This is a genomic window from Micromonospora sp. DSM 43699 (assembly GCF_055517075.1).
Window position 1 is genome coordinate 188,015 of the sequence record NZ_JBTMMT010000004.1, and the last position, 19,860, is coordinate 207,874.

A 19,860-nucleotide genomic window follows, 5' to 3' on the forward strand; every position below is an offset into this window, starting at 1 on the left:
GTCCCGGCTTCCCGGGCGTTCGGTCGCCGCTTACCCCGTCGAAGTACGTGAAAACGCTGCGCGGGCTCCACCGATCGGTGGAGACTCGGCGCGGGTCACACGCAACCACACACCGGGGGTCGTGCGTTTAGCACAACGAGGTCGGCGCAAGCAGGAAATGGGGAAAGAACGCCCCGGCGCCCCTCGTTCCCTACTCGCGTACCCTGTCGAGGTGACCTGGATGCGGAAACGTGACCACAATGTCTTCACCAACGCCGCATCGCTGCTGATCTGCGGCCTGCTGGCCGGTGTGGTGGTGGCGGCAGCGGCCTTCCCCGCGGTGGCGATGTCCGGCCTGGCCGCGAAGGCCGGCGCCGAGACCTTCGGCGCGCTGCCCAAGGAGCTGACCGTGGCCCGCGCGCCACAGATCAGCTACCTGCTCGCCAACGACAGCAAGACCCCGCTGGCGACCCTGTACGACGAGAACCGGCGTGACGTCAAGCTCGCGGACATCTCCCCGTACATGCAGAAGGCGATCATCGCCGCGGAGGACCACGACTTCTACAAGCACAACGGCGTCGACCTGAACGGCATCGCCCGGGCCTTCGTCAACAACCAGTCCGGCGCCAACTCCCAGCAGGGCGCGTCCACGCTGACCATGCAGTACGTCCGGCTGGCCATCGCCTACTCGGCCACCCACCCGGCCGACGTGGTCGCCGCGACCGAGGACACCAGCGAGCGCAAGCTGCGCGAGATGAAGCTGGCCCTCCAGGTCGACAAGGAGTTCCCGAAGGACGAGATCCTCACCCGCTACCTGAACCTCGCCTCCTTCGGCAACGGCGCGTACGGCGTCTTCGCCGCCAGCCAGGTCTACTTCGGCAAGTCTCCCAAGAACCTCAAGATCGAGGAGGCGGCGCTGCTGGCCGGCATGGTCAAGGCGCCGACCACCAACGACCCGACCACGCCCAGCGGCTACCCGCTCGCGCTCGACCGACGCAACTACGTCATCGACAACATGGTCAAGACCCAGGCCATCACCCAGCAGGAGGCGGACGCCGCCAAGGCGGTCAAGCTGGCGGTGAAGGACAAGCGCACCCCGAACGGCTGCGTCGCCACCAACAAGAAGGACTGGGGCTTCTTCTGCGACTACTTCTACCGCTGGTGGCTCGGGCAGGAGACCTTCGGCTCCACCACGTACGACCGGGAGCGGCGGCTCAAGAGCGGCGGCTACACCATCACCACCACCCTTGACGTGCAGGCGCAGAACGGTGCCGACCGGGCCGTCCGCAAGAACCTCGGGGTGAACAGCAAGGCCGCCCGGATGGTCGCCGCGATCGAGCCGGGCACCGGCCGGGTCCGGGCGCTGTCGGTCAACCGGAACTTCAAGATCGATGACCCGAAGAAGCCGCAGAACAAGCTCTCCAGCGACCCCAAGAAGGCCAAGAAGAAGGTCCGGGGCAACTATCCCAACACGGTGATCCCGCTGCTCAGCGGCGGCCAGGGCATCTCCGGCTACCAGGCCGGCTCGACGTTCAAGATGTTCACCATGGTGGCCGCGCTGGAGAAGGGCATCCCGCTCGCTTACCAGATCAACTCGCCGGCGGAGTTCAAGTCGGAGTACATCGTCGAGCAGAACTCCCCGGCCGCCTGCGCGGGGACGCACTTCTACTGCCCCAAGAACGCCTCGGCGAGCATGGCCGGCGTGCACAACATGTGGACCGCGTTCGGCAACTCGGTAAACACCTACTTCGTCCCGCTGGAGCAGCAGGTCGGCGCGGAGAACGTGATCAAGGCGGCGCAGAAGCTCGGCATCACCTTCCGCAGCAGCGACGACGCCCGGCGGGCCACCAAGGAGGGCGGCGCCAACCAGTGGGGCTCCTTCACCCTCGGCGTCTCCGCGACCACCCCGCTGGAGCTGGCGAACGCCTACGCCACCCTGGCGGCCGACGGGAAGTTCTGCGAGCCGATCCCGGTGCAGCAGATCAAGGACCCGGAGGGCAACAAGCTCGACGTCGCCAACCCGCGCTGCGAGCAGCGGATCAGCACCGAGGTGGCGCGGGCCGCCGTGGACGCGGCCCGCTGCCCGGTCGGTGACCACTCCTCGGTCTCCAAGTGCTCCGGGGCGACCGCCCGCAACGTCCGGGGCATCGTCGGCAAGCCGGTGGCCGGCAAGTCCGGCACCACCGACGGCGAGAAGACCTCGGCCCTGGTGGCGATGACCAAGCAGTTCGCGGTGGCCGGCATCATGGCCGACCCGGACTGGCCGCAGACCACCCAGCAGATGGGCCACGACACGGCGACCGGCATCAACCCGCCGGTCTACGAGACGCTGCGGGACGCCATGAAGGGTAAGCCCGGCATCGAGTTCACCCCACCCAACGGCAAGATCATAAATGGCGATCAGCGGTCCATCCCGAACGTGAAGTGCCAGTCGGTGGACAGCGCCCGGGGCGAGCTCAAGGAGGCCGGCTTCTCCGTGGTCGTCTCCGACAACAAGGTCACCTCGGACTGCCCGGCCGGCACCGCCGCCGGCACCAGCCCGAACGGCCGCACCATCAAGGGCGGCGTGGTCACCATCGAGGTGAGCAGCGGCGGCGGCACCCCCGCGAACGCGGGGAACACGCCCGGCAACCCCGGCAACCCACCAGGTCGCCCACCGGGCAACAACTGAGCCGTACCGACGACGACGGGCGGGCACCCCACTTCGGGGTGCCCGCCCGTTTCGCATCCACCTCATCTGTCCGGGCGTATCGACCTGACCCGCCGCCGCACCGATCCGGCACTTCGACCTGACCCGCCGCCGCCGCGTCGAGCCGGGTGCTTCGGGCCGAAGCAGCGCCGGTCCCTACCGGGGACGGTGGGTTCAGAGGCCGAGCTGTCGGCGTACCTCGGCGGCGACGCGACCACCCTCGGCCCGGCCGGCCACCGCTGCCTGGGCCGTCTTCATCGCCGGCCCCATCTGGGACTTCTCGGTGTAGCCGCCTGCGGCGAGCGCCCCCGAGACCAGCTCCGTCAGCTCCTGCGCGGAGAGCTGCTTCGGCAGGTAGCGGTCCAGCACCACGCCCTCGGCGGTCTCCTTGTCGGCCTGCTCGGCGCGACCCGCGTCGGCGAAGGCGGCAGCCGCCTCCCGGCGCTTCTTCGCCTCCTTGGTCAGCACCGCGAGCACCTCGTCGTCGGAGAGCTCGCGCTTGGCCTTGCCGGCGACCTCGGCGTTGCCGACGGCGGCCAGGGCCATCCGCAACGTGGAGGTGGTCAGCTCGTCGCGTGCCTTGAGGGCGGCGCGCATGTCTGCGGTCAGGCGGTCCTTCAGCGTGCTCATGGACGGTCAAACTACCCTGGTCGGCATGCGAAAGCGCACACTATTCGGCCTCGCCGCCGGGACCGTCGCCGCCGGAGCGGCCACCCTGGCGTACGCGTCCCTCGTCGAACGCAACATGTTCACCCTGCGCCGGTACGACGTGCCGGTGCTGCCGGCCGACGCCGAGCCACTGCGCGTGCTACACCTGTCGGACCTGCACATGATGCCCGACCAGCGACGCAAGCAGCAGTGGGTGGCGTCGCTCGCCGCCCTCGACCCGGACCTGGTCGTGGTCACCGGGGACAACATGGCCCACCCCGACGCCGTCCCCGGGGTGTTGCGCGCCCTGCAACCCCTGCTCGACTACCCGGGGGCATTCGTCTTCGGCTCCAACGACTACACCGGGCCGGTCTGGAAGAACCCCTTCACCTACTTCCTGCCGAACCGGGAGTACGCCGAGGGCGCCGCCCTGCCGTACGAGGAACTGCGCGACGTCCTCACCGGCGCCGGCTGGGCGGACCTCAACAACGCCCGCACCTCGGTCAAGGCCGGTGGCCGCCTCCTCGAACTGGTCGGCGTGGACGACCCGCACATCGGGCAGGACGACTACCCCGCCGTCGCCGGCCCGGTCAGCCCCGCCGCCGACCTGTCCATCGCGCTCGCCCACGCCCCGGAACCCGCCCTGCTCGACCAGATGGCCGCTGACGGCTTCGGCCTGCTGCTGGCCGGGCACACCCACGGCGGCCAGGTCTGCGTACCCGGCTACGGCGCGCTGGTCACCAACTGCGGGCTGCCCCGGTCGATGGCGAAGGGCCTGCACCGCTGGCCCGGTTCCGACTCCTGGCTGCACGTCTCGGCCGGCCTCGGCACCCACCCCACCGCCCCGGTCCGCTTCGCCTGCCCCCCCGAAGCCAGCATCCTCACCCTCACCCCCCGCTGACCCACCCGCTCCATGATCAGGTTGCGGAAATGGAGACGACACGCCGTCACCTCTGCGCAAAAACGCAACCTGATCATGGAACTGGCGGGATGAGCTGGTCAGCGGCGGGGTGGAGCCGGGCTGTGAAGTCACCCCGGCCAGCGGGAGGCCGGGGCCGGGGGTACCGAGTTTGATCGGCGGAGCGGGTGGGCTACTATTTCACCGCACGCCTCGGGGTGTGGCGCAGCTTGGTAGCGCGCTTCGTTCGGGACGAAGAGGTCGTCGGTTCGAATCCGGCCACCCCGACAGAGGTCAGAGGGCACATCCGATCGATGGATGTGCCCTCTAGTGCTTCTGTACAGCAGTGAAGTACAGCAGCGGTGATCACCGCAGGCTCTCGCCGAGACGCTTGAGGGCGTCGCGGGTGGCTTCCGAGGACGCCTGTGAATAGATCTCCATCGTGACCGACACCTCGGCGTGCCGGAGCACCTGCATGATGACGCGCGGATGCACGTCCAGGTCGACGAGCAGGGTCGCGCAGGTACGTCGGGCGTCGTGCACGGTGATCCTCCTGACTCCGGCCCGGAGGCAGCGGGCGTCCCAGGAACGGTTGAAGTTGCGCGGCTCGACCGGCGTTCCGTAGCGGGTGGTGAACAGCAGCCGGGAGCCCTGCCAGGCGATGCCCGCCTCGTCACGGTCGTTCTTCCTCGCCTGCTGGCGGAGGTCGAGCGCCGCCGCGCAGATGTCCGGCAGCGGAAGGGTGGCGTCCGAGGTCTGCGTCTTGGTCTCCCGGTGCAGCAGTTGGCCGCCGACCCGCTGCAACTGCCAGCCGATCGACAACTCCCCCGCCGCCAGGTCGACGGCGTCCCCGGTGAGGCCGAGCACCTCACCCTTGCGCAGGCCGAGGACCAGGATCAGCACGTACGCGGCGTACAACGGGTCGCGGTCGGCCCGCGCGGACTCCAGGAAGCGACGTGCCTCGTCGCTGGCCCACGCCCTGCCTCTGCGGCGGCGGACCGGTGGGAGCTTGACCAGGGCTGCGGCGTTGCGGGTGACCAGTTCTTCGGTGGCGGCGTGGTTGAGCGCCGAGCGCAGCACGCCTCGGACGTCCTTGACGGTGCGGGCGGACGGCACGTCGCCGCAGCACCGGCCGAGCGCGCAGCAGCGCCTTTTGAGTTCCGGGCGGCGGGCGTCCTTGCCCTGGGCGCAGCACTGGCAGGTGCGGGCCACCTCGTTGATCCAGGTCTGCACGTCGCGCACCTGGAGCCGGTCGAGCCGCTTCCCACCGAGGCCGGGGATCACGTACAGCCGGAGGATCGTCTCGTAGGTGGCGCAGGTCAGCGGCGCGAGGTTGGGGCGCACGACCTCCCGGTGCCAGTAGGTCAGGTAGTCGCCGAGGGTCGGCACGCGGGTGGCGACCGGCCCCGCCTTGGCCTGCTGGTGCAGCTTGATCCACTTGTCGTGGACGGCCTCCCGGGTCTGGCCGTAGACATACTTGCGGGTCCGCTTGCCGTCCGGCTTGGTGACCCAGACGTACGCCGCGAAGCCGTTGCGGTACGGGAAGATCGAGCCTTCGCCGTTGGCGCGGGTGCGGGCAGGCATCAGGCGGCCTCCTGCCGCTGGACCTGCTCGCGGACGTACTCGTCGACCCACTCGGGCAGGACGCGGCGGTACTTGCCGTCCTTGATGGAGCGCAGCTCCCCGGTGGCGATCTTCATCTTGACCTTGGACAGACCGAAGCCGAGCAGGACGGCGACCTCGGCAGGCGAATACCAGCGTGGGGTGAGGTGCCGGGTCATGCCGCCACCCCCGACCACGCCTCGTGGGCGAGTTCTTCCCGGCCGATGCGCTGGCGTTCGCGGCGTTGGGCGGCGGCGGTGTTGGCGAGCAGGGCGTCGCCGTCGGTCAGCCAGCCGGAGCCGACGAAGGCCAGCGTGCCCACGGTGACCGTGCCGGCGGTGTCGTCGCTGTCGGCGGTGCCGGTGTGCTCGGTGCGGCGGTAGGCGGCGCGGGTGTCGCGGAGCAGGCCGAAGGTGACCGAGTAGCGGCGGGCCTTGGTGAGGAAGTGGCCGCCGTAGCCGAGCATGTGCGCCCAGCGGCGCAGCCCGGCGTACTCGTTCGGTGTGGTGTCAAGGTCGCCTTGACGGTCTTCTGTCTTCCCTGCTGTCCGGGTGACGTGGTGTCGGGTGGGGCGGCCGAGTCGCCAGCAGGCGTCGATGAGGCGGGCGAGGTGGTCGCCTTCCGGGTCGGCGTAGGCGTCGACGGTGTCCGGGGTGAGTCGGGTGGAGCAGTGGCCGGTGACCTCGGTGGACTTCGTGGCGTACTTGGCGAGGTAGGCGGCCACCTTCCCGTCGGTCACGTCGCCGTCGCTGACGCCGATGCGGCGTACGTCGATCTGCTCACCCCAGGCGACCGGCCAGCCCTGCGGGCGGTCGGGATGTGGTGGGGTGGTGACGATGATCTGTCGGGTGGCGGCGTGGACGGCGGCGTCGAGGTCGTCGACGGTGACGCCGGCCGGCGGCGGCACCAGGGCGTGCCGGTCGTCGGGGTCGATGCCGTCGAGGCGTAGCAGGACGTGGAAGTGGACCGCGCCCCGGCGTTGCATCTCGGCGACCTTGCCGTGGGACACCCGCACCGGCGGCACCCGGCGGATTCGGCCGGAGTCGGTGACGACCTGGACGTGGGGGATGCCGCGTCGGCGGCACACTGCGGTGAGGTGGCGTTCGATGGCCTGTTTCGTGCGCCGCCACAGTTCGCCGGAGAAGTGGTTCCAGACGGCCTGGTGGTCGTGGTCGTAGCAGTCCAGGCAGAGCGGTCGACCGAGCTGCGGATCGTCGGCGTCGTGGCGGGTGAAGCAGGCCGCGGGCTGCCCGTGTGGGCAGGTGCCGGCGGTGCTCCGGGCACGGCAGGGTGCGGGACGGCAGTCGCAGCGTCGCCGGTCGGCGCAGGTGTGTCGGGGGATGTACCGGTGGTGCACCGGGCCGAAGGATGGCGCGGTGAAGGTGGCGAAGACAACCGGGTGCGCGGTGACGGTGGTGGGGATGGTCTTGCCGCCGGTGAGGCCGCAGCGGACGACCTGGAAGGCGTCACCGGCGTAGACCCAGGCGCAGTCGGGGCACTGGGCGGCACGGCGGTTGCCGCACGCCTTGTAGAGCGTCCGGTCGGGCAGCTCGTCGGTGTGCTGCTCGGCCAGGACCCAGCCCGTGGCGGGTTCGACGGCGGTGAGGGTGCCGGTCAGGCGGATCGGGCGGGTGCAGCCTCCGGCGGCGCGGGTGTGCTCCAGCCAGCCGAAGAAGTCCGGGGTGGCGGCGCGGCGCAGGGCCTGGGCGTCACGGCCGGTGGTGAGGGTGGACACGGTTCTCCTCAAGGGGTGGCAGGGGACGGGCGACGAACTGCCACCGGACGCCGGAGCGGTGTCCGGTGGTGGTGTTCGTGGTGTCTCCTGGCACCGCCGGAGAGGGCGGCTCACGCCGGAGGGCGGGTGCAGGCCATCAGCCTTGGACCGCCGTTGAGCTGGGTTCCTGGATCTTGGGTGATGCCGGGACGGGTGGGGTGCCTGGTCGTCGGCTTCCGGCGGGTTGCCGCAGGCGACCCCCACCCGTCGAGGTGCGCGAATCCGAGGGCCATCGTGGACGGCGGGGAAGGCCGTGCTGGGCCGCTCAGCGGATTCCGGGCCGGGGCAACGGCCGGTGCGATCGAGAGCCGGCGGGACGTGGCCCGCGTCAGCGGCAGGAAGGCCGCTCGGTTACTCCGAAGTCGAGTTCAGCGATCCGGCGGGAAGGCCGCGCTGGTGTGCTCGACGAGGGCCAGAGTAGCACCGGGTACCGACACGTCAACCCGCCGTGAAACCGCAGGACGGACGGCTGCCGGCCGGTGTGGGAGGACTTTCTGTACGTCTATCAAGGCGGCCCTGAACGGGCCGCACGCGCCGCCGCCTGGGCGCGCGTCCGTCGCTCCGCTGGCGCTCCGACTCCGGCCACGCAACACGCCCGGCGGGCTGGCGCGGAGGGCGAGTAGCCCGGTGGGCCGCCGGATGACGACAGACCGTTGTCCCGTGGGGTGGCGGGGCCGGCAGCCGGCCGGGCCGCGCGGTAACGAGCCCGCGCGGCGCAGGGAAGCGCGCGCCGGGTCCGACGGCGGCTGCCGGGTCGGTGGCGGGGTTGGGGTTACTGCGCCTCCGGCGGGGGCGCTCCGGCTCCAGGATGGCCGGGGGTCCGTCGGCGGCTTGCGGTCCGTGGGTGGTGGCGGTGGGGAGCCATCCCGCCCGCCGTCGACCCGGGCGAGCCGAGCAGACCACCGCCCGACCCGCCAGCGTCCGTACGGGCGTCAAGGCCGCCTTGACATGGCGGGCCGGGCGGCGGCCTGCTCCACAGGAGTGCGGGTCGACGGCAGACGGGATGAGCTAGGGGTGGGTGCGGTCGCTGGAAGATGTCCTCCGCGCATCAGGGCACGGCCAGCCGAAAGCCAGGCATGGATTGCAGGGCCTGAAATCGGGATCGAGCCCTCGTCGCGTCTACGAACAATAGAGATGAACGCCCCCTCAAGACGGCCTCCTACTATCGCTCCGTGAACAATAAATGGCTTAAGCTCCTCTGGCTGAGGCGGAATCCTGATGATGATTGTCGACTCTCCGGGTCTGACCTCTACAGCGCCAACCTCAAGCCCATCAATCGGCGGATAGACACGCCTGTCTATCGTGGACCTATAGCGAGAAGCTGCATTCCTCGGCAGATTTATGATCGGCGTGAGGCTGGAGATAACTTCCTCGCCCCGAACCCGCCTGGTTCGCATGCCTATTACAAGGATTCCCCCATTTTCCGCGTTTGCAAACCTGGCAACATCCTGCGCCAATTCGACCTTGCTGGCTTCCTCTTCCAATGCGTATCCCTGCGACTTAACCTCCAGCGTTGAAGACTCCGGCTGCCCTATTAGCACATTAAAATTGCCCCCACGCAGGAGGTCCCAGAGCGCCTGCATCTGCGGGCTCTCGCGACCCTCAAGCGCGCGCATCAGGTTCGCTAGTTCGTCCGCCAACAGGAGCGCTTGTCCAACCGTTCTGCCCCGTCGATCAATGTCGACGCGAAGGTGCCATAGGCAGTACCTATCCACGCCTTCAAGCTCGAACTCTCTCAGCCTTGCTGAATACCTTTGCGTCAAGTGGGTTGCGGCGGAAATTACCTCGCCCGCCTCTAGGTCTGCCTCCAGATAAAGAGTCAACTCCAAAACCAGACATCGAGACTCCATCAAATGAATGACGTAATCCGAATAGGGAACATAGTCTTCGTAAGCCAATTCCGGCTCAACGCTGGTGAAGTGAAGAGTAATGACGGGACGCTCGGGAAATTGGCGCTGCTGCGAGAACATTTCATAATTCTCGGCGACAGCAATGAGTGCGCGCCTGAGGGAAGCCAGGGAAACGTCGGCCACTGCGTCGCAAGGGGCCACAAAATCGGCCGAGTCGTTTTGCAGAACAGCAAATCCGTCGCTGGTCACCAACGCTTCCCGATACGGCTTCCAGTGGGGCGCATATCGAATCTGACTCAAGGGCACGTGATCACGATGGCATGGTCTGCAGAGTTTGTCAGTCCACTACCCGAGCCGGAGCCCTGCCAAGCAGACATCGCTGTGTGGCTGAAGGTTCTAAACCCGCCGCGCCCGCCACCGCTGGCCTGGACGAACTCACACCCCGCCCCGACCTCATGTCAGTGATCCGGGCTGAGATTCCAAGGCCTCATGACGCGGCAGGCCGGCGCCTGGCACCCCCAAGCGACTGCCGGTCAGGCCCGACGGCGTTTCGTGTTACCCGATGCAACGTCGCGGGCCTTTCTCGCAAGCCATGAACGAAAATCCTGTAGCGCAAGCAGATCTTCGAACCCGTCATGGGCGAAGCGGTACTCCAGAGCAAGGAAGAGTTCGTGAGGCGACCTACCCGACGCATCTCTCAATATGCCGCCAATCTTTCCATTGACGCTTCGCTCAAGGTATTTAGCTTGCTCTAGATCGTCCGTAATTTGCGCCAATGCATCTCTGAGTAACTCAGTATTAGTTCGTTCGTCAACGTCGGCCTTAGGCATGTCTGCAACGTCATAGAGTCGATACCAAGAAACCGTTCGGCCATTGAGGTGAACCATCCCTTTCGCCCGGGCTTCCGCCTCTAGCGCTGCTCGATTGTATATTCCGAGATCTTGTCGATACGGTATAACCGTACCGGCAGTCCCAACCACACGTTTCTCCGTCCCATTGACGACAAATACCCAGCCGGCGAAGAGGTTGCGACGTAGGGCAAGGACGGTGGCCAGAGCACTCAAATCCGCGTCTTGGGACTCGTCTAGCAATGAGTCCATATCTTGGCCGTGGGTCGCGAGCATGCGGCCGATCCACCTGTCCGGAGCCATTAGGCAGCTAGCAAAGATATCGGCCTGCTCTTCTCGACCATACGTCGGGAGCTCGTAAGTGTTGTATTCTGGATGGCAGCCGGCGGAACCAGCGTGCCATGGGATGAGAACGTGAGCGAGCTCATGGGCCATGGTGAAGCGGAGGCGGCGACTCGGGGCTCCGCTTCTCAGGAATACCTTAGGCCGCTGTCGCCCGAGTCCGGCTACTAGCGCATCGACCGACGAGAACGGCCATTCTATGTCGATGACCTCGGCGTGCGATTCAAGAAGAGTACGCACATCGACCGGCGGGACCAGGTTCTTACGCTCAACAAAACGCGCTGCCAGTCTACGAGCAGCCAGGTCTGGAGCGGCAGGCTTCCCCCCGGTCAATTTGATAGGTTTCCGGGACCGCGTGAGGGAAGTTGACCCGAAGCTACAAGCCAATCGACAACTTTAGCGACTTCTGCTGGATTACTCGCACTGCGTGCTGCCAGTGCGTATTCTGATTGCTCTTGAAGCAAGTCCGTGACCTCAATGCCGTACCGTCTCGCTGATATGATCAGCCGCAGAGCGCTGGGCTGCTCTACCCACAGGGAATACTCAACATCGGACATTCCTAGGTACTCGTGGAGGGGCATACTAGTGCCCAAGGGAGCTCCTGCGTGTTCGTGCCAAGCCTCGACCCAGTCGTCGACATCGGCCTCAAACGCCTCACCGGCGAGGCAGGCTGTCACGAAGGGCAGGTTCGGGGTGTCAGACATCGATCCTCCTTCCAGGTTCTGCGTCACCGATCCTCCTGCCAGTCTGAGCGTCGAGAACGCCGAGATGGTATCCCCGCTTGTTATAGACCTCCACGTGCCCGTGCAGACGGTCGTACTCGTAAAACCTGTCGCCATCCTCGTTACGCCAACGGTTGACCCCAGCCCTCTTGACGCGAATGCAACTGTCCAAAAAGTCGGGGCGTGTCCGAGCTACGTAGTTCACACCAACTCCGAGGTGCGGATGGCTAGGCTCCCTACTCTTGTCAAGTTGCATTTCGCGCTCCAGCATCCCACATCGTTCCAGTCATCGGGGGCCCAGCGCACGTGCACACCTCAGCAGCTAGTTCCAGGCGGCTCGCGCAGTGCGCCCAGGAGGCGTCGCGTGAGGGCTCGGCACGGATACTGGCGGTGTGGTGGAGCAGCAAGCGACGGAGTTGACCCGATGGACCATTCACGGCGAGCAGGTGGTGGACGACACCCGGCGAGCGCGGCTGAGCATCGCCGAGGTGGAGCTACCCGACGGAGTGCGCTTCGAGCAGTACGTGATCCGGGCTCCCCGGTCGGCCATGGTCGCCGTGCTCGACGGCCAGGAGCGCCTGCTGCTGATGCGGCGGCACCGGTTCGTGTTCGACCGGTGGGTATGGGAGTTGCCCGGTGGCTACGTCGACGACGAGGAGCACCCGGCGCAGTGCGCGGTACGAGAGGTCGAGGAGGAGACCGGCTGGCGGCCCCAGGAGGTCGAGCCGTTGCTGTCCTTCCAACCGTGGGTCGGCACCGCCGACGCCGAGAACCTGCTGTTTCTGGCCCGTCAGGCCGAGCAGATCGGCGAACCCACGGACGTCAACGAAGCCGAGCAGATCGCGTGGATTCCGCTCGACGAGGCGTACGAGCTGGTGTCCCGGGGTGAGATCGTCGGTGCCGGCACGGTGATCGCCGTGCTGGAGCTGGTGGCGCGCAAGGCCCGGGGAGAGCTGTGACGGTCAGCGCCGTGGGCCGAGGGTGGCGTCGACTCGACCGGTGAAGTGCCGGACGGCGGGTATCCGTCGATGTGGGGCGAGCTGCGCTTGCAGGTCGCGGACATAGCGAACAGCCCTGGCCGAACGGAGCTGGTTAGTCAGGGTCAGGGCTTCCGCGCCGACGGCGCAGGCCCGGTCGGGTTCGCCCTGCTGGGCGTGGACGCTGGCGAGCAGTGCCAGGTTGAAGGCTCGGCCGCGTACGTACCGGTTGTCCATGCGTAGCGATCGGGCGGCGAAGCGTTCGGCGTGGGTGTTGCGGCCGAGGGCATGGAAACAGTGGCCGAACTTGGCCGACAGGTACGCCTCGTCGAAGTAGCTGAGCCATTGCGGGTCGCTGCTGCGGTCGGCTCGGTCGAGGGCCTGTTCCGCCTGGTGCAGGGCGGCGGCGCAGGCCCGTTCGTCGTTGGCCTTGGCCAGGGCGTGGGCTTCCATGACGTGAGCTTCGGCGGTCAGGACGGCAACCCCGGCGCGGCGGGCGGTCTGGCCGGCGGCGCGGGCGAGGTCGAGGCCGGTGGCGGTGTGGCCGAGGTAGGTGGCCTGGTGGCTCATCGCAGCGAGGATCTCCGCGCCGAGGCCGTCGTCTCCGGCGGCATGGGCGAAGTCCAGGGCGAGGGTCAGGTACCGCTGGGCGATGCCGTGCTCGGCCGTGTCGTACGCCTGCCATCCGGCGAGTTGGGCCAGTTCAGCGGCGGCACTGAGTAGCCGTTGGCCGGTGGCGTGGTCGTAGCGGCCGTCGGTGAGCAGCGGGGTCACCTCCTGGTGGAGGTAGCGGGCGACGGTGTCGCGGGCGTGCCCGCCGCCGTACTGGTTGTCCAACTGGCGGTAGGTCGCCGTCATCGCCCGGATGGTGTCAATCGCGGGTTGACCGACCGCGCTGCGACCGGGTTGGGTGACCGGAGCCGGGTCGGGGGCGGTGAACCAGCGCAGCGCCGGCAGCGTGTAGCCGGCGGAACTGAAAGCCACCTGCCGGAGCACATCTCGACGGTTCACGTCACCTCGCCAAAGCTCTGCGGCACTGCGTATGTCCTCCTGCCAGGTCCGGCTGGCCGGCGGCTCGCCGGAGGTGCGCCGGTCGGAGCCGGCTGGCGGTGCGGCCTGTCGGGGTGCTAGGCCCATCGTGGTCCGCGCCTGGTCGGGCATCCGGCAGCCGTCGGCGATCCGTTCCAGGACGTCGATCGAGGTGACCTTGCGTCCGGCCATGATCCGGCTGACGTAGCCCTGTTCCAGCCCGACAGCGGCCCCGATCCGGCTCTGACTCGCCCCGGTAAGACTCGTGATCCAGCGGAACAACCCGCCGATGTCGCGGGCGGCCAGGGCGGCCAGCACCTTGCCGTGCGACCACGCATCCTCCGGTATTCGCAGCGGATCGAGCAGCACGGCAGCTCCCAGCGTCGCGTTCCGACTACTCATGGTGTCAGGTCGACAGCCTAGGGCGACCATTCGTACTGGTCGAGCCGTCCCATGTCACCGTGACATGACCGCTGGCCATAGAACGGCCCACCGCCGGACGCGATGGTCGGCGCATGTCCTTCGATGTCGACAACCCACCCGTGGAACCGCCCGCCGACTGCCGGCACCGCCTACTGTGGCGACTGGCCCGCGCCCTCTGGGAAACCCACCGACCCGACAGCACCAGCTTCTGCATGGCCACCGGCACCTGGCACCCGAACCAACGCGAACCCTGCCAACCGGCCAGACTCGCCCAGGAAGGGATGCGGACCGCCTTCGGCCAATCCACCCCGACCTCACCACCCTGGCTCACCGTCACCCGTGAACGCCTGGCGGCCGGCGAGATCGACCCCATGGACGCCGTCGCCGAAGCCCTCTGGCACCGCCGCCACACCCCCAGGTCGGGGCGGTGACCGATGGGAGCCCTCTACACCTCGGCAGCCTTCCAGGAATACGCCAAAGCCCAGGTGGCCTACGCGGACATCCTGCTGACCAAGCACGCCGAGTCAACCCTGAGCCTGTGCCGCTGCGGCCGACTCCACCCCTGCGACGAACACCGACACTGGCTGGAGATGCGCACCCACTTCCGGCAGTTCCTCGTCGACGAGCAGTACAGCAGCGAAGTACAGCAACCGAGCCGACCACACCCGACCCAGCGCGACCCCAGCAGGCCGGATGACCTCGCATGACACCCGATCCGACCAGCCTGCCGCCAGTTCGGGACGAAGAGGTCGTCGGTTCGAATCCGGCCACCCCGACCGAGGAGATCGGGCTAGGTGAGACACCGTCTCACCTAGCCCGATACTGCAACGCTGGCACTCCAACTCAGCAATCGCGCGAGCCCGTCCCACTGCCGCAGGTCGACCACCCAGCAGGGCCGGACCGATCACCCACGAGCCGATATGCCTGTCCGGCATAAATATGCCCGAGAGGCATAGAGCCTCGCCCGAAGACTGCCCCTCCGAGCCGACCACGACGCGCCAGCGCCGGGCGCGGAACAGGAGCCAGCCCCCGGCAGCCCGTCCCGTCCAGCCGGCACCGCAGGCAAGCACGGCGGTCGTAGAGTCGATGTCCAGGAAACCGGAGAGGATCAGCGTGTCCACTGTCGATCCGGTCGTGCTCGCGTTGCCGTTCCGGGGCAGCTGGCTCCGTCCAGAACAGTCCCGCCCGGCGAGTGCCCAGCCACGGCACCGACCTCTTCGCCACCACGTACGCGATGGATTTCGTGGCGGTGCGGGGGCGACGGACGGCGACCGTCCGGGACTGGCGCACGCTGCTCGCGACCGAGCCGCCGCAGCGGTTCCTCGCCTTCGGGCAGCCGATTCTCGCCCCCGCCGCCGGTCGGGTGGTGTCCGCGCACGACGGCGAGGTGGACCACGAGGCCCGTCGGTCGCCGTCCGCGCTGCTGTCCTACGCCCTGACCCAGGCGGCCCGGGTCCGCCGGGGCGCGGGCGCCATCGCCGGCAACCACGTGATCGTCGAGCTGGCCGAGCGCCGGGGGCAGGGCGTTTCCGGCGAGGCGGAGGTGGTCGAGCCGTCGTGACGGGTCACCTGTCGACACCGGAGTCACCATCGGGACCGGCCTGGGCCACGCCCGGGGTGCCCACGCCGCGCCCCGAGCCGACCGAACCGCGCCACGCGCCGGTCTCCGTACCCCGGGCCTCCAGGTAGGACCTGAACCGCTCGAGGTCCGCCTCGGCCTGCCGGGCCACCACGTGCAGCCGGTCCCCGGCCTTCTCGACCAGCCCGTCCGGCTCGTACTCCAGGCACAGCAGCACCCGGGTGCGGTCCGGGCCGATCCGCTGGAAGTAGACCGCCCCGGCGTTCGTGACGCCGTCGTTCGCGGCCCAGGCCACCTTCTCGTCAGGCACCTGTTCGAGCACCGTGGCGTCCCACTCGCGGCGCACCCCGGCGATCCGGGCGACCCAGTGCAACTGACGGTCGTCGAGCTGGCGGACCTCCTCGACGCCACCCATGAACCGGGGGAACTCCTCGAACTGGGTCCACTGGTTGTAGGCGATGCTGACCGGGACGCCGACCTCGATCGACCTCTCGACCCTGGTGGTCATGGCATTCCTCCTCACTCCGGTCGAGCCCGCTCGCCGGGAGGGAGCTGGTCCTCGGGATGCCACGTCCCCCGTACCCCCTGGGCAGCCGAGCCAACCGAGGCCCGCGCGGCGCGCGGCGGCCGTATGTCAGGCCGGCACCGACGACGGGTGGCCGAGTTCCGCAGCCGGCACGACCGAAAGGCGGTTGCCGACGTCGCACCCCGACGTTTTGATGCCGGTAACTGTCGGGGCGGACGCCCGGACGGTACACGGGAGGACAGTCCTCGTTCCAGGTGGCCGCCACCTCCTGAGCGGTGGGAACGCAGCGGCGGGGAGCTCACCGGGCGACCGGTGACCTCCCCGCAGTCGTTGCGGGGCGGTGGGCCCGGGCCGCCGTCAGTCGTCGTGGCGCTCGGTGCGGGCGACCTCGGCGAACGCCGCCTCCAGGCAGCCGGCGAGCGGCACCCCGGTCGCCGCGAGCAGGTCGGTCACCAGCAGCGGGGCGTGGCGGGCGACGGCGGCCGGATCGGGCGGCGCGTCGTCGTCACCCGGGTCGTAGACACCGAGCGCCCCGGCCAGCAGCACCAGCACGACGTGCGGATCGACGTCGGGTTGCCAGTGCGCGGCGGCCCGGACGCAGTGTTCCAGCACCTGCCGGACGTCGTCGCCGTCCAGCCCGTCGGGGTGGGCCTGTTCCAGCAGCAGTCGGACCACCCCGCCGAGGACCAGCCCGGCGCGGTCGGCACCGGCGAGCCGGAGCACCGCCCGGTCGTACGCGACGCCGTCGTGGGCCTGTGCGGCCTCCACCGCTTCGGTGGCGGCCACCGCGATCTCGCGGGCCGGGGCGGGTAGGTGTCGCCAGGTCACGGTCACCGGGCCAGCATGGCAGAACCGACAGGTACGCACCGACCGCCGGTCACCGGCCCAGGCCCCACCGGGCAGGACGGACCCGACCGGGGGCTGAGACGGGTCGACCGCCCCGGGGCGGGGCGGCGGCTCCCGGTGCGAGGAGTCGCCGCCACCTTCCCGGGGCGGTCGGACGGTGCCCGGCGGTCGCCCCTCTGCGCGCCGGTCACCGCGGATGCCCCCGTACGGCCGTCCTCCGGCTTGGTGATCAGCAGTTCGTGTAGCTGCCCCCGCTCCCCCACTTGCAGGAGTCGATCCCGGTGCCTGCGGAGTTGCGCAGGTAGGCGGTGTCCCCGGTGTTGTTCCACACGTAGTTCCCGGAGCCCCAGTACCGGTGGGTGGAGGTGTTGGTGCCCCTACCGGTGTGGATGTAGACGCTGGCGCCCTTGGCGAGCCGGAAGTCGCCGGAGAACGTGTAGACGTGGTTGGCCTTGTCGCGCAGCGTCCAGGACTTCAGGCTGAGCGTCGAGCCGCGCCGGTTGGTCAGCTTGACGTACTCGGCGTTCAGGCTCTTGTTGGAGCGGTCGTCCTTGCCCGGGGAGTCGTAGTAGACCTTCGTGATCTCCACTGCCGGCGCGGCGGCCCGGGCCGGCGCGGCGACGGTGAACGAGCCGCCGATGGCGACGGCGAGCGTCGCGGCGAATCCGACGAGTCTGTTGTGCTTCACGCGTACCCCCACAGGTTCACGGGCCGGCCTCGATCCGAGGCCCGCCACGGAAATTCGGCCGAGGCTATCCACACCGGCCCGTCGTCGTGGGCCGGAAGGGCGCCGCGCCGACAAACAGACCCGCCAGTCCCGGCAACGGGACCCTAATGGCGATCATGGGCGACGCGATCGGCCTGTCGGAGGCGTCCCTTCCACCGATCCACCCTCCCCCGCCGGGCGGAGCAGGGCGGCCAGTCGGGGCCGGGACCAGTGCCCGGCCACTCCCGGCCGGTCGGCCAGGTAGTCGACAGTCGCGGGCGGCGACCAGCCGTGCGCCTCCCGCAACCCGTCGGCGATCATCCGCAGGTAGACCGGGGCGGGCGGGGTCCACGCCACGTCGGCCGCCCGCCCCGGCGCGGTGAAGGTGAGCATCGGCAGCCCGTCGCGGGTGCCGACCCGCAGCAGGGTCTCGTAGCGGCCCGGCCCGAGGGTGGCCCGACCGGCGGCCACCGCCTCGTCGAGCGCGGGCAGGTCGGCACCGGGTGGCCGGTACATCTCCTGGGCGGCCAGGTCGGCGAACTGCGCCCGGCTGAGCAGGTAGCCCCTGGCCGCCGCGACCCCGGGCAGCTCCGGGTCGTAGAAGGCCATCCCGCCGGTCCAGGCCCGGGACTCCCCGGCGAAGTAGACGCCGCCGGGGATCCACACCGGCAGCGTCCGGCGCGGTGGTCGGCAGTCCCGACAGCCGGGGTACGACCGCAGCCCGCCGGGTGGGCGGCCCCCGGCGAGGTAGTAGCCGAGCCGGGCGGCGTGCAGGTTCGACCCGTAGGCGACGTACCAGAGCAGCTCCACCCCGCCCCCCTCCAAGACCGGAATCCACACGCTGGGTCCACAGCCTGTGGATGAAACATGTGTACGAACGAAGTGATCTTGACGCGGGTGGCCCGTGCGGCGCTGAGTACGCTAGATCGCAGCCCCCGGCACCCGCCGGGCCATTCTCACCTGGAAGAACGTGGATCACGAGCGAGTCGTCCGGGACGTCACGGTCCGCCTGTCGATGGCGTCGACCGCCACCGAGGCGTGCCACTGGACGGTGACCGCGCTCGCCCGGTACGTCCCCGCCACGGTCTCCGTCCTGCTCCAGGTGCACGATCGGCTCCGCTGCGTCGCCGCGACCGGCGCCTGGCAGGTCTTCTCCGCCGTCCCGCCGAAGTCGGGCATCGTCGGCCGGGTGTACGCCTCCGGCGTGGGCGCCACCGTCGACGACGTCACCGCCGACCCCGACTACCTGCCGCTACGCCCGGACGTCACCGCCGAGGTCTGCGTGCCGGTACGCGACCCGGCGGGCCGACCGGTAGGCGTGCTCGACCTCCAGTGGAGCGGGCCGGTGGACCTCACCCCGTGGCGGGAGGCCGCCGAGCGGCTCGCCGGGCTGCTCGGTGCCCGGATCACGGCGCTGGGCGGCCCGCCCGCCGAAAGTCGCAGCGAGAAACTGCTCCGGCACGCCACCGCGATGACCTCCGCCCCCACCGACTGGGATTTGATGACCGTCGCGATCACCGCAGCCCGGGAGGTCTCCACCCTCTCCGCCGCCGTGCTGGTGCTCACCGGTCGACGCGGCCCCCGACTCGGTGCGCCCACCGGCACCCCGGGGGAGTTGGAGTCCCGGATCCGTGCCGAGTTGGCCGGGGCGTCGGCCGACCAGCTCGGCCGGCTCATCGTCCGGGCCCACCGGTACGGTGCGGCGTACACCCTGGGTGAGGTGGGGTGCCCGCCCACCGAGGAACATGTCGCGCTGGCCCGCGCCGGGGTACGCACCCTGGTGTCGGTGCCGGTCGGGCCACCGGACGGCGGCGGGGTGCTGCTGGTCGCCGACGGCCGGTTGCTGCGCCCCGACCCGACCACTGTCAACCTGATGGAGTTGCTCGCCGGACAGGCGTGGGGGGCGTCGGAGCGGCTGCGCACCCTGGCCCAGCTGCGGGAACAGGCCAGCCTCGACCCGCTCACCGGGCTGCGGCACACCGGCACGTTCGGCCGGCGGATCGCGGCGGCCACCCCTGGGCGTACCGCGCTGCTCGCCATCGACGTGGACGGCTTCAAGACGGTCAACGACACCTACGGTCACCAGGCCGGGGACCGACTGCTGGTGGGGCTGGCCCGCGCCCTGGAAGCGGCGCTACGGCACGGCGACGAGCTGTACCGCACCGGGGGCGACGAGTTCGTCGCGGTGATCGAGGTGGCCCACCCGGACGAGGCGGTCCGGATCGCCGAACGCCTCACCGAGGCGGCCCGCCGCACCGGCCGCACGATCAGCGTCGGAGTGGCCCTCCCCCACCCCGGCGAACCAGCCGACCGCACCCTGCACCGCGCCGACCAGGCCCTCTACGCCGCCAAGCACCAGGGCCGAGACACCGTCCACCTCTCCACCCCCTAACCCACCCCACCCCACCCCACTGCCCCACCC

20 protein-coding genes and 1 tRNA gene are annotated in these 19,860 nt (G+C 69.4%); 8 read left to right on the top strand and 13 right to left on the bottom strand.

What is annotated here, in order from left to right; translation table 11 throughout:
- The first annotated feature begins 220 nt into the window (after nucleotides 1-220).
- On the top strand, nucleotides 221-2,650 hold the full coding sequence (locus AC0AIB_RS04330) for a penicillin-binding protein (RefSeq protein WP_328342194.1): 2,430 nt from the start codon (nucleotides 221-223) through the stop codon (nucleotides 2,648-2,650).
- 192 nt (nucleotides 2,651-2,842) lie between these two features.
- Here the strand turns inward: AC0AIB_RS04330 and AC0AIB_RS04335 are convergent, their stop codons facing one another.
- A complete protein-coding gene (locus AC0AIB_RS04335) occupies nucleotides 2,843-3,298 on the bottom strand; it encodes a GatB/YqeY domain-containing protein (protein ID WP_465096047.1) in 456 nt (151 codons plus the stop codon).
- A gap of 25 nt (nucleotides 3,299-3,323) precedes the next feature.
- Between AC0AIB_RS04335 and AC0AIB_RS04340 the strand changes: the two genes are divergently transcribed.
- The gene (locus AC0AIB_RS04340; protein WP_328342190.1) at nucleotides 3,324-4,217 is read left to right on the top strand and encodes a metallophosphoesterase; all 894 of its coding nucleotides are present in this window, start codon (nucleotides 3,324-3,326) and stop codon (nucleotides 4,215-4,217) included.
- A gap of 211 nt (nucleotides 4,218-4,428) precedes the next feature.
- Nucleotides 4,429-4,502: transfer RNA gene (locus tag AC0AIB_RS04345), tRNA-Pro, on the top strand.
- A gap of 78 nt (nucleotides 4,503-4,580) precedes the next feature.
- Here AC0AIB_RS04345 and AC0AIB_RS04350 read toward each other — a convergent pair.
- The 7 genes from AC0AIB_RS04350 to AC0AIB_RS04380 form a co-directional block, all read right to left on the bottom strand.
- Complete coding sequence (locus AC0AIB_RS04350; RefSeq protein ID WP_465096048.1) at nucleotides 4,581-5,798, bottom strand: tyrosine-type recombinase/integrase; 1,218 nt, start codon at nucleotides 5,796-5,798, stop codon at nucleotides 4,581-4,583.
- Nucleotides 5,798-5,995 carry an excisionase family DNA-binding protein gene (locus tag AC0AIB_RS04355; protein WP_026269772.1) on the bottom strand — a complete coding sequence of 66 codons (198 nt, stop codon included), beginning with the start codon at nucleotides 5,993-5,995 and terminating at the stop codon, nucleotides 5,798-5,800. Before AC0AIB_RS04355 ends, AC0AIB_RS04350 begins: the two co-directional genes overlap by 1 nt.
- Nucleotides 5,992-7,551 carry a replication initiator gene (locus AC0AIB_RS04360; RefSeq protein ID WP_465096049.1) on the bottom strand — a complete coding sequence of 520 codons (1,560 nt, stop codon included), beginning with the start codon at nucleotides 7,549-7,551 and terminating at the stop codon, nucleotides 5,992-5,994. Before AC0AIB_RS04360 ends, AC0AIB_RS04355 begins: the two co-directional genes overlap by 4 nt.
- Nucleotides 7,552-8,522: 971 nt before the next feature.
- A complete protein-coding gene (locus AC0AIB_RS04365) occupies nucleotides 8,523-9,689 on the bottom strand; it encodes an AlbA family DNA-binding domain-containing protein (protein ID WP_465096050.1) in 1,167 nt (388 codons plus the stop codon).
- Between the two features lie 284 nt (nucleotides 9,690-9,973).
- On the bottom strand, nucleotides 9,974-10,870 hold the full coding sequence (locus AC0AIB_RS04370) for an ImmA/IrrE family metallo-endopeptidase (protein ID WP_465096063.1): 897 nt from the start codon (nucleotides 10,868-10,870) through the stop codon (nucleotides 9,974-9,976).
- Between the two features lie 89 nt (nucleotides 10,871-10,959).
- Nucleotides 10,960-11,361 carry a hypothetical protein gene (locus AC0AIB_RS04375; RefSeq protein WP_465096066.1) on the bottom strand — a complete coding sequence of 134 codons (402 nt, stop codon included), beginning with the start codon at nucleotides 11,359-11,361 and terminating at the stop codon, nucleotides 10,960-10,962.
- Nucleotides 11,327-11,623 (bottom strand): colicin E3/pyocin S6 family cytotoxin, encoded by a 297-nt coding sequence (locus AC0AIB_RS04380; protein WP_465096051.1) that lies wholly within the window; start codon nucleotides 11,621-11,623, stop codon nucleotides 11,327-11,329. Before AC0AIB_RS04380 ends, AC0AIB_RS04375 begins: the two co-directional genes overlap by 35 nt.
- Nucleotides 11,624-11,744: 121 nt before the next feature.
- Here AC0AIB_RS04380 and AC0AIB_RS04385 point away from each other — a divergent pair, with 121 nt between their 5' ends.
- The gene (locus AC0AIB_RS04385) at nucleotides 11,745-12,311 is read left to right on the top strand and encodes an NUDIX hydrolase (protein WP_465096052.1); all 567 of its coding nucleotides are present in this window, start codon (nucleotides 11,745-11,747) and stop codon (nucleotides 12,309-12,311) included.
- A 3-nt stretch (nucleotides 12,312-12,314) separates the two neighbouring features.
- Here AC0AIB_RS04385 and AC0AIB_RS04390 read toward each other — a convergent pair whose 3' ends face one another.
- Complete coding sequence (locus AC0AIB_RS04390) at nucleotides 12,315-13,727, bottom strand: helix-turn-helix domain-containing protein (protein WP_465096064.1); 1,413 nt, start codon at nucleotides 13,725-13,727, stop codon at nucleotides 12,315-12,317.
- A 146-nt stretch (nucleotides 13,728-13,873) separates the two neighbouring features.
- On the opposite strand from AC0AIB_RS04390, the gene AC0AIB_RS04395 reads away from it, so the two are divergent.
- From AC0AIB_RS04395 to AC0AIB_RS04405, 3 genes are all read left to right on the top strand, one after another.
- Nucleotides 13,874-14,212, top strand: coding sequence for a hypothetical protein (locus tag AC0AIB_RS04395; protein WP_465096053.1), 339 nt, complete (start codon nucleotides 13,874-13,876; stop codon nucleotides 14,210-14,212).
- 3 nt (nucleotides 14,213-14,215) lie between these two features.
- Entirely contained in the window at nucleotides 14,216-14,488 is a 273-nt protein-coding gene (locus AC0AIB_RS04400; protein WP_465096054.1) for a hypothetical protein, read from the top strand.
- A 485-nt stretch (nucleotides 14,489-14,973) separates the two neighbouring features.
- Entirely contained in the window at nucleotides 14,974-15,342 is a 369-nt protein-coding gene (locus AC0AIB_RS04405; protein WP_465096055.1) for a hypothetical protein, read from the top strand.
- A 4-nt stretch (nucleotides 15,343-15,346) separates the two neighbouring features.
- Here the strand turns inward: AC0AIB_RS04405 and AC0AIB_RS04410 are convergent, their stop codons facing one another.
- The 4 genes from AC0AIB_RS04410 to AC0AIB_RS04425 all read right to left on the bottom strand — a co-directional run bounded on the left by AC0AIB_RS04410 (nucleotide 15,347) and on the right by AC0AIB_RS04425 (nucleotide 18,278).
- Nucleotides 15,347-15,868 (bottom strand): SRPBCC family protein, encoded by a 522-nt coding sequence (locus AC0AIB_RS04410; RefSeq protein ID WP_465096056.1) that lies wholly within the window; start codon nucleotides 15,866-15,868, stop codon nucleotides 15,347-15,349.
- 375 nt (nucleotides 15,869-16,243) lie between these two features.
- Nucleotides 16,244-16,720 (bottom strand): hypothetical protein, encoded by a 477-nt coding sequence (locus AC0AIB_RS04415; protein ID WP_465096057.1) that lies wholly within the window; start codon nucleotides 16,718-16,720, stop codon nucleotides 16,244-16,246.
- Nucleotides 16,721-16,961: 241 nt separating this feature from the next.
- Nucleotides 16,962-17,420, bottom strand: a complete 459-nt coding sequence (locus AC0AIB_RS04420) for a lamin tail domain-containing protein (RefSeq protein WP_328342131.1) — start codon at nucleotides 17,418-17,420, stop codon at nucleotides 16,962-16,964.
- Between the two features lie 153 nt (nucleotides 17,421-17,573).
- Nucleotides 17,574-18,278: a histone deacetylase gene (locus AC0AIB_RS04425; RefSeq protein WP_465096058.1), complete on the bottom strand. Its 705-nt coding sequence runs from the start codon at nucleotides 18,276-18,278 to the stop codon at nucleotides 17,574-17,576.
- 175 nt (nucleotides 18,279-18,453) lie between these two features.
- Between AC0AIB_RS04425 and AC0AIB_RS04430 the strand changes: the two genes are divergently transcribed.
- Nucleotides 18,454-19,830: a GGDEF domain-containing protein gene (locus tag AC0AIB_RS04430; protein ID WP_465096065.1), complete on the top strand. Its 1,377-nt coding sequence runs from the start codon at nucleotides 18,454-18,456 to the stop codon at nucleotides 19,828-19,830.
- Nucleotides 19,831-19,860 lie beyond the last annotated feature (30 nt).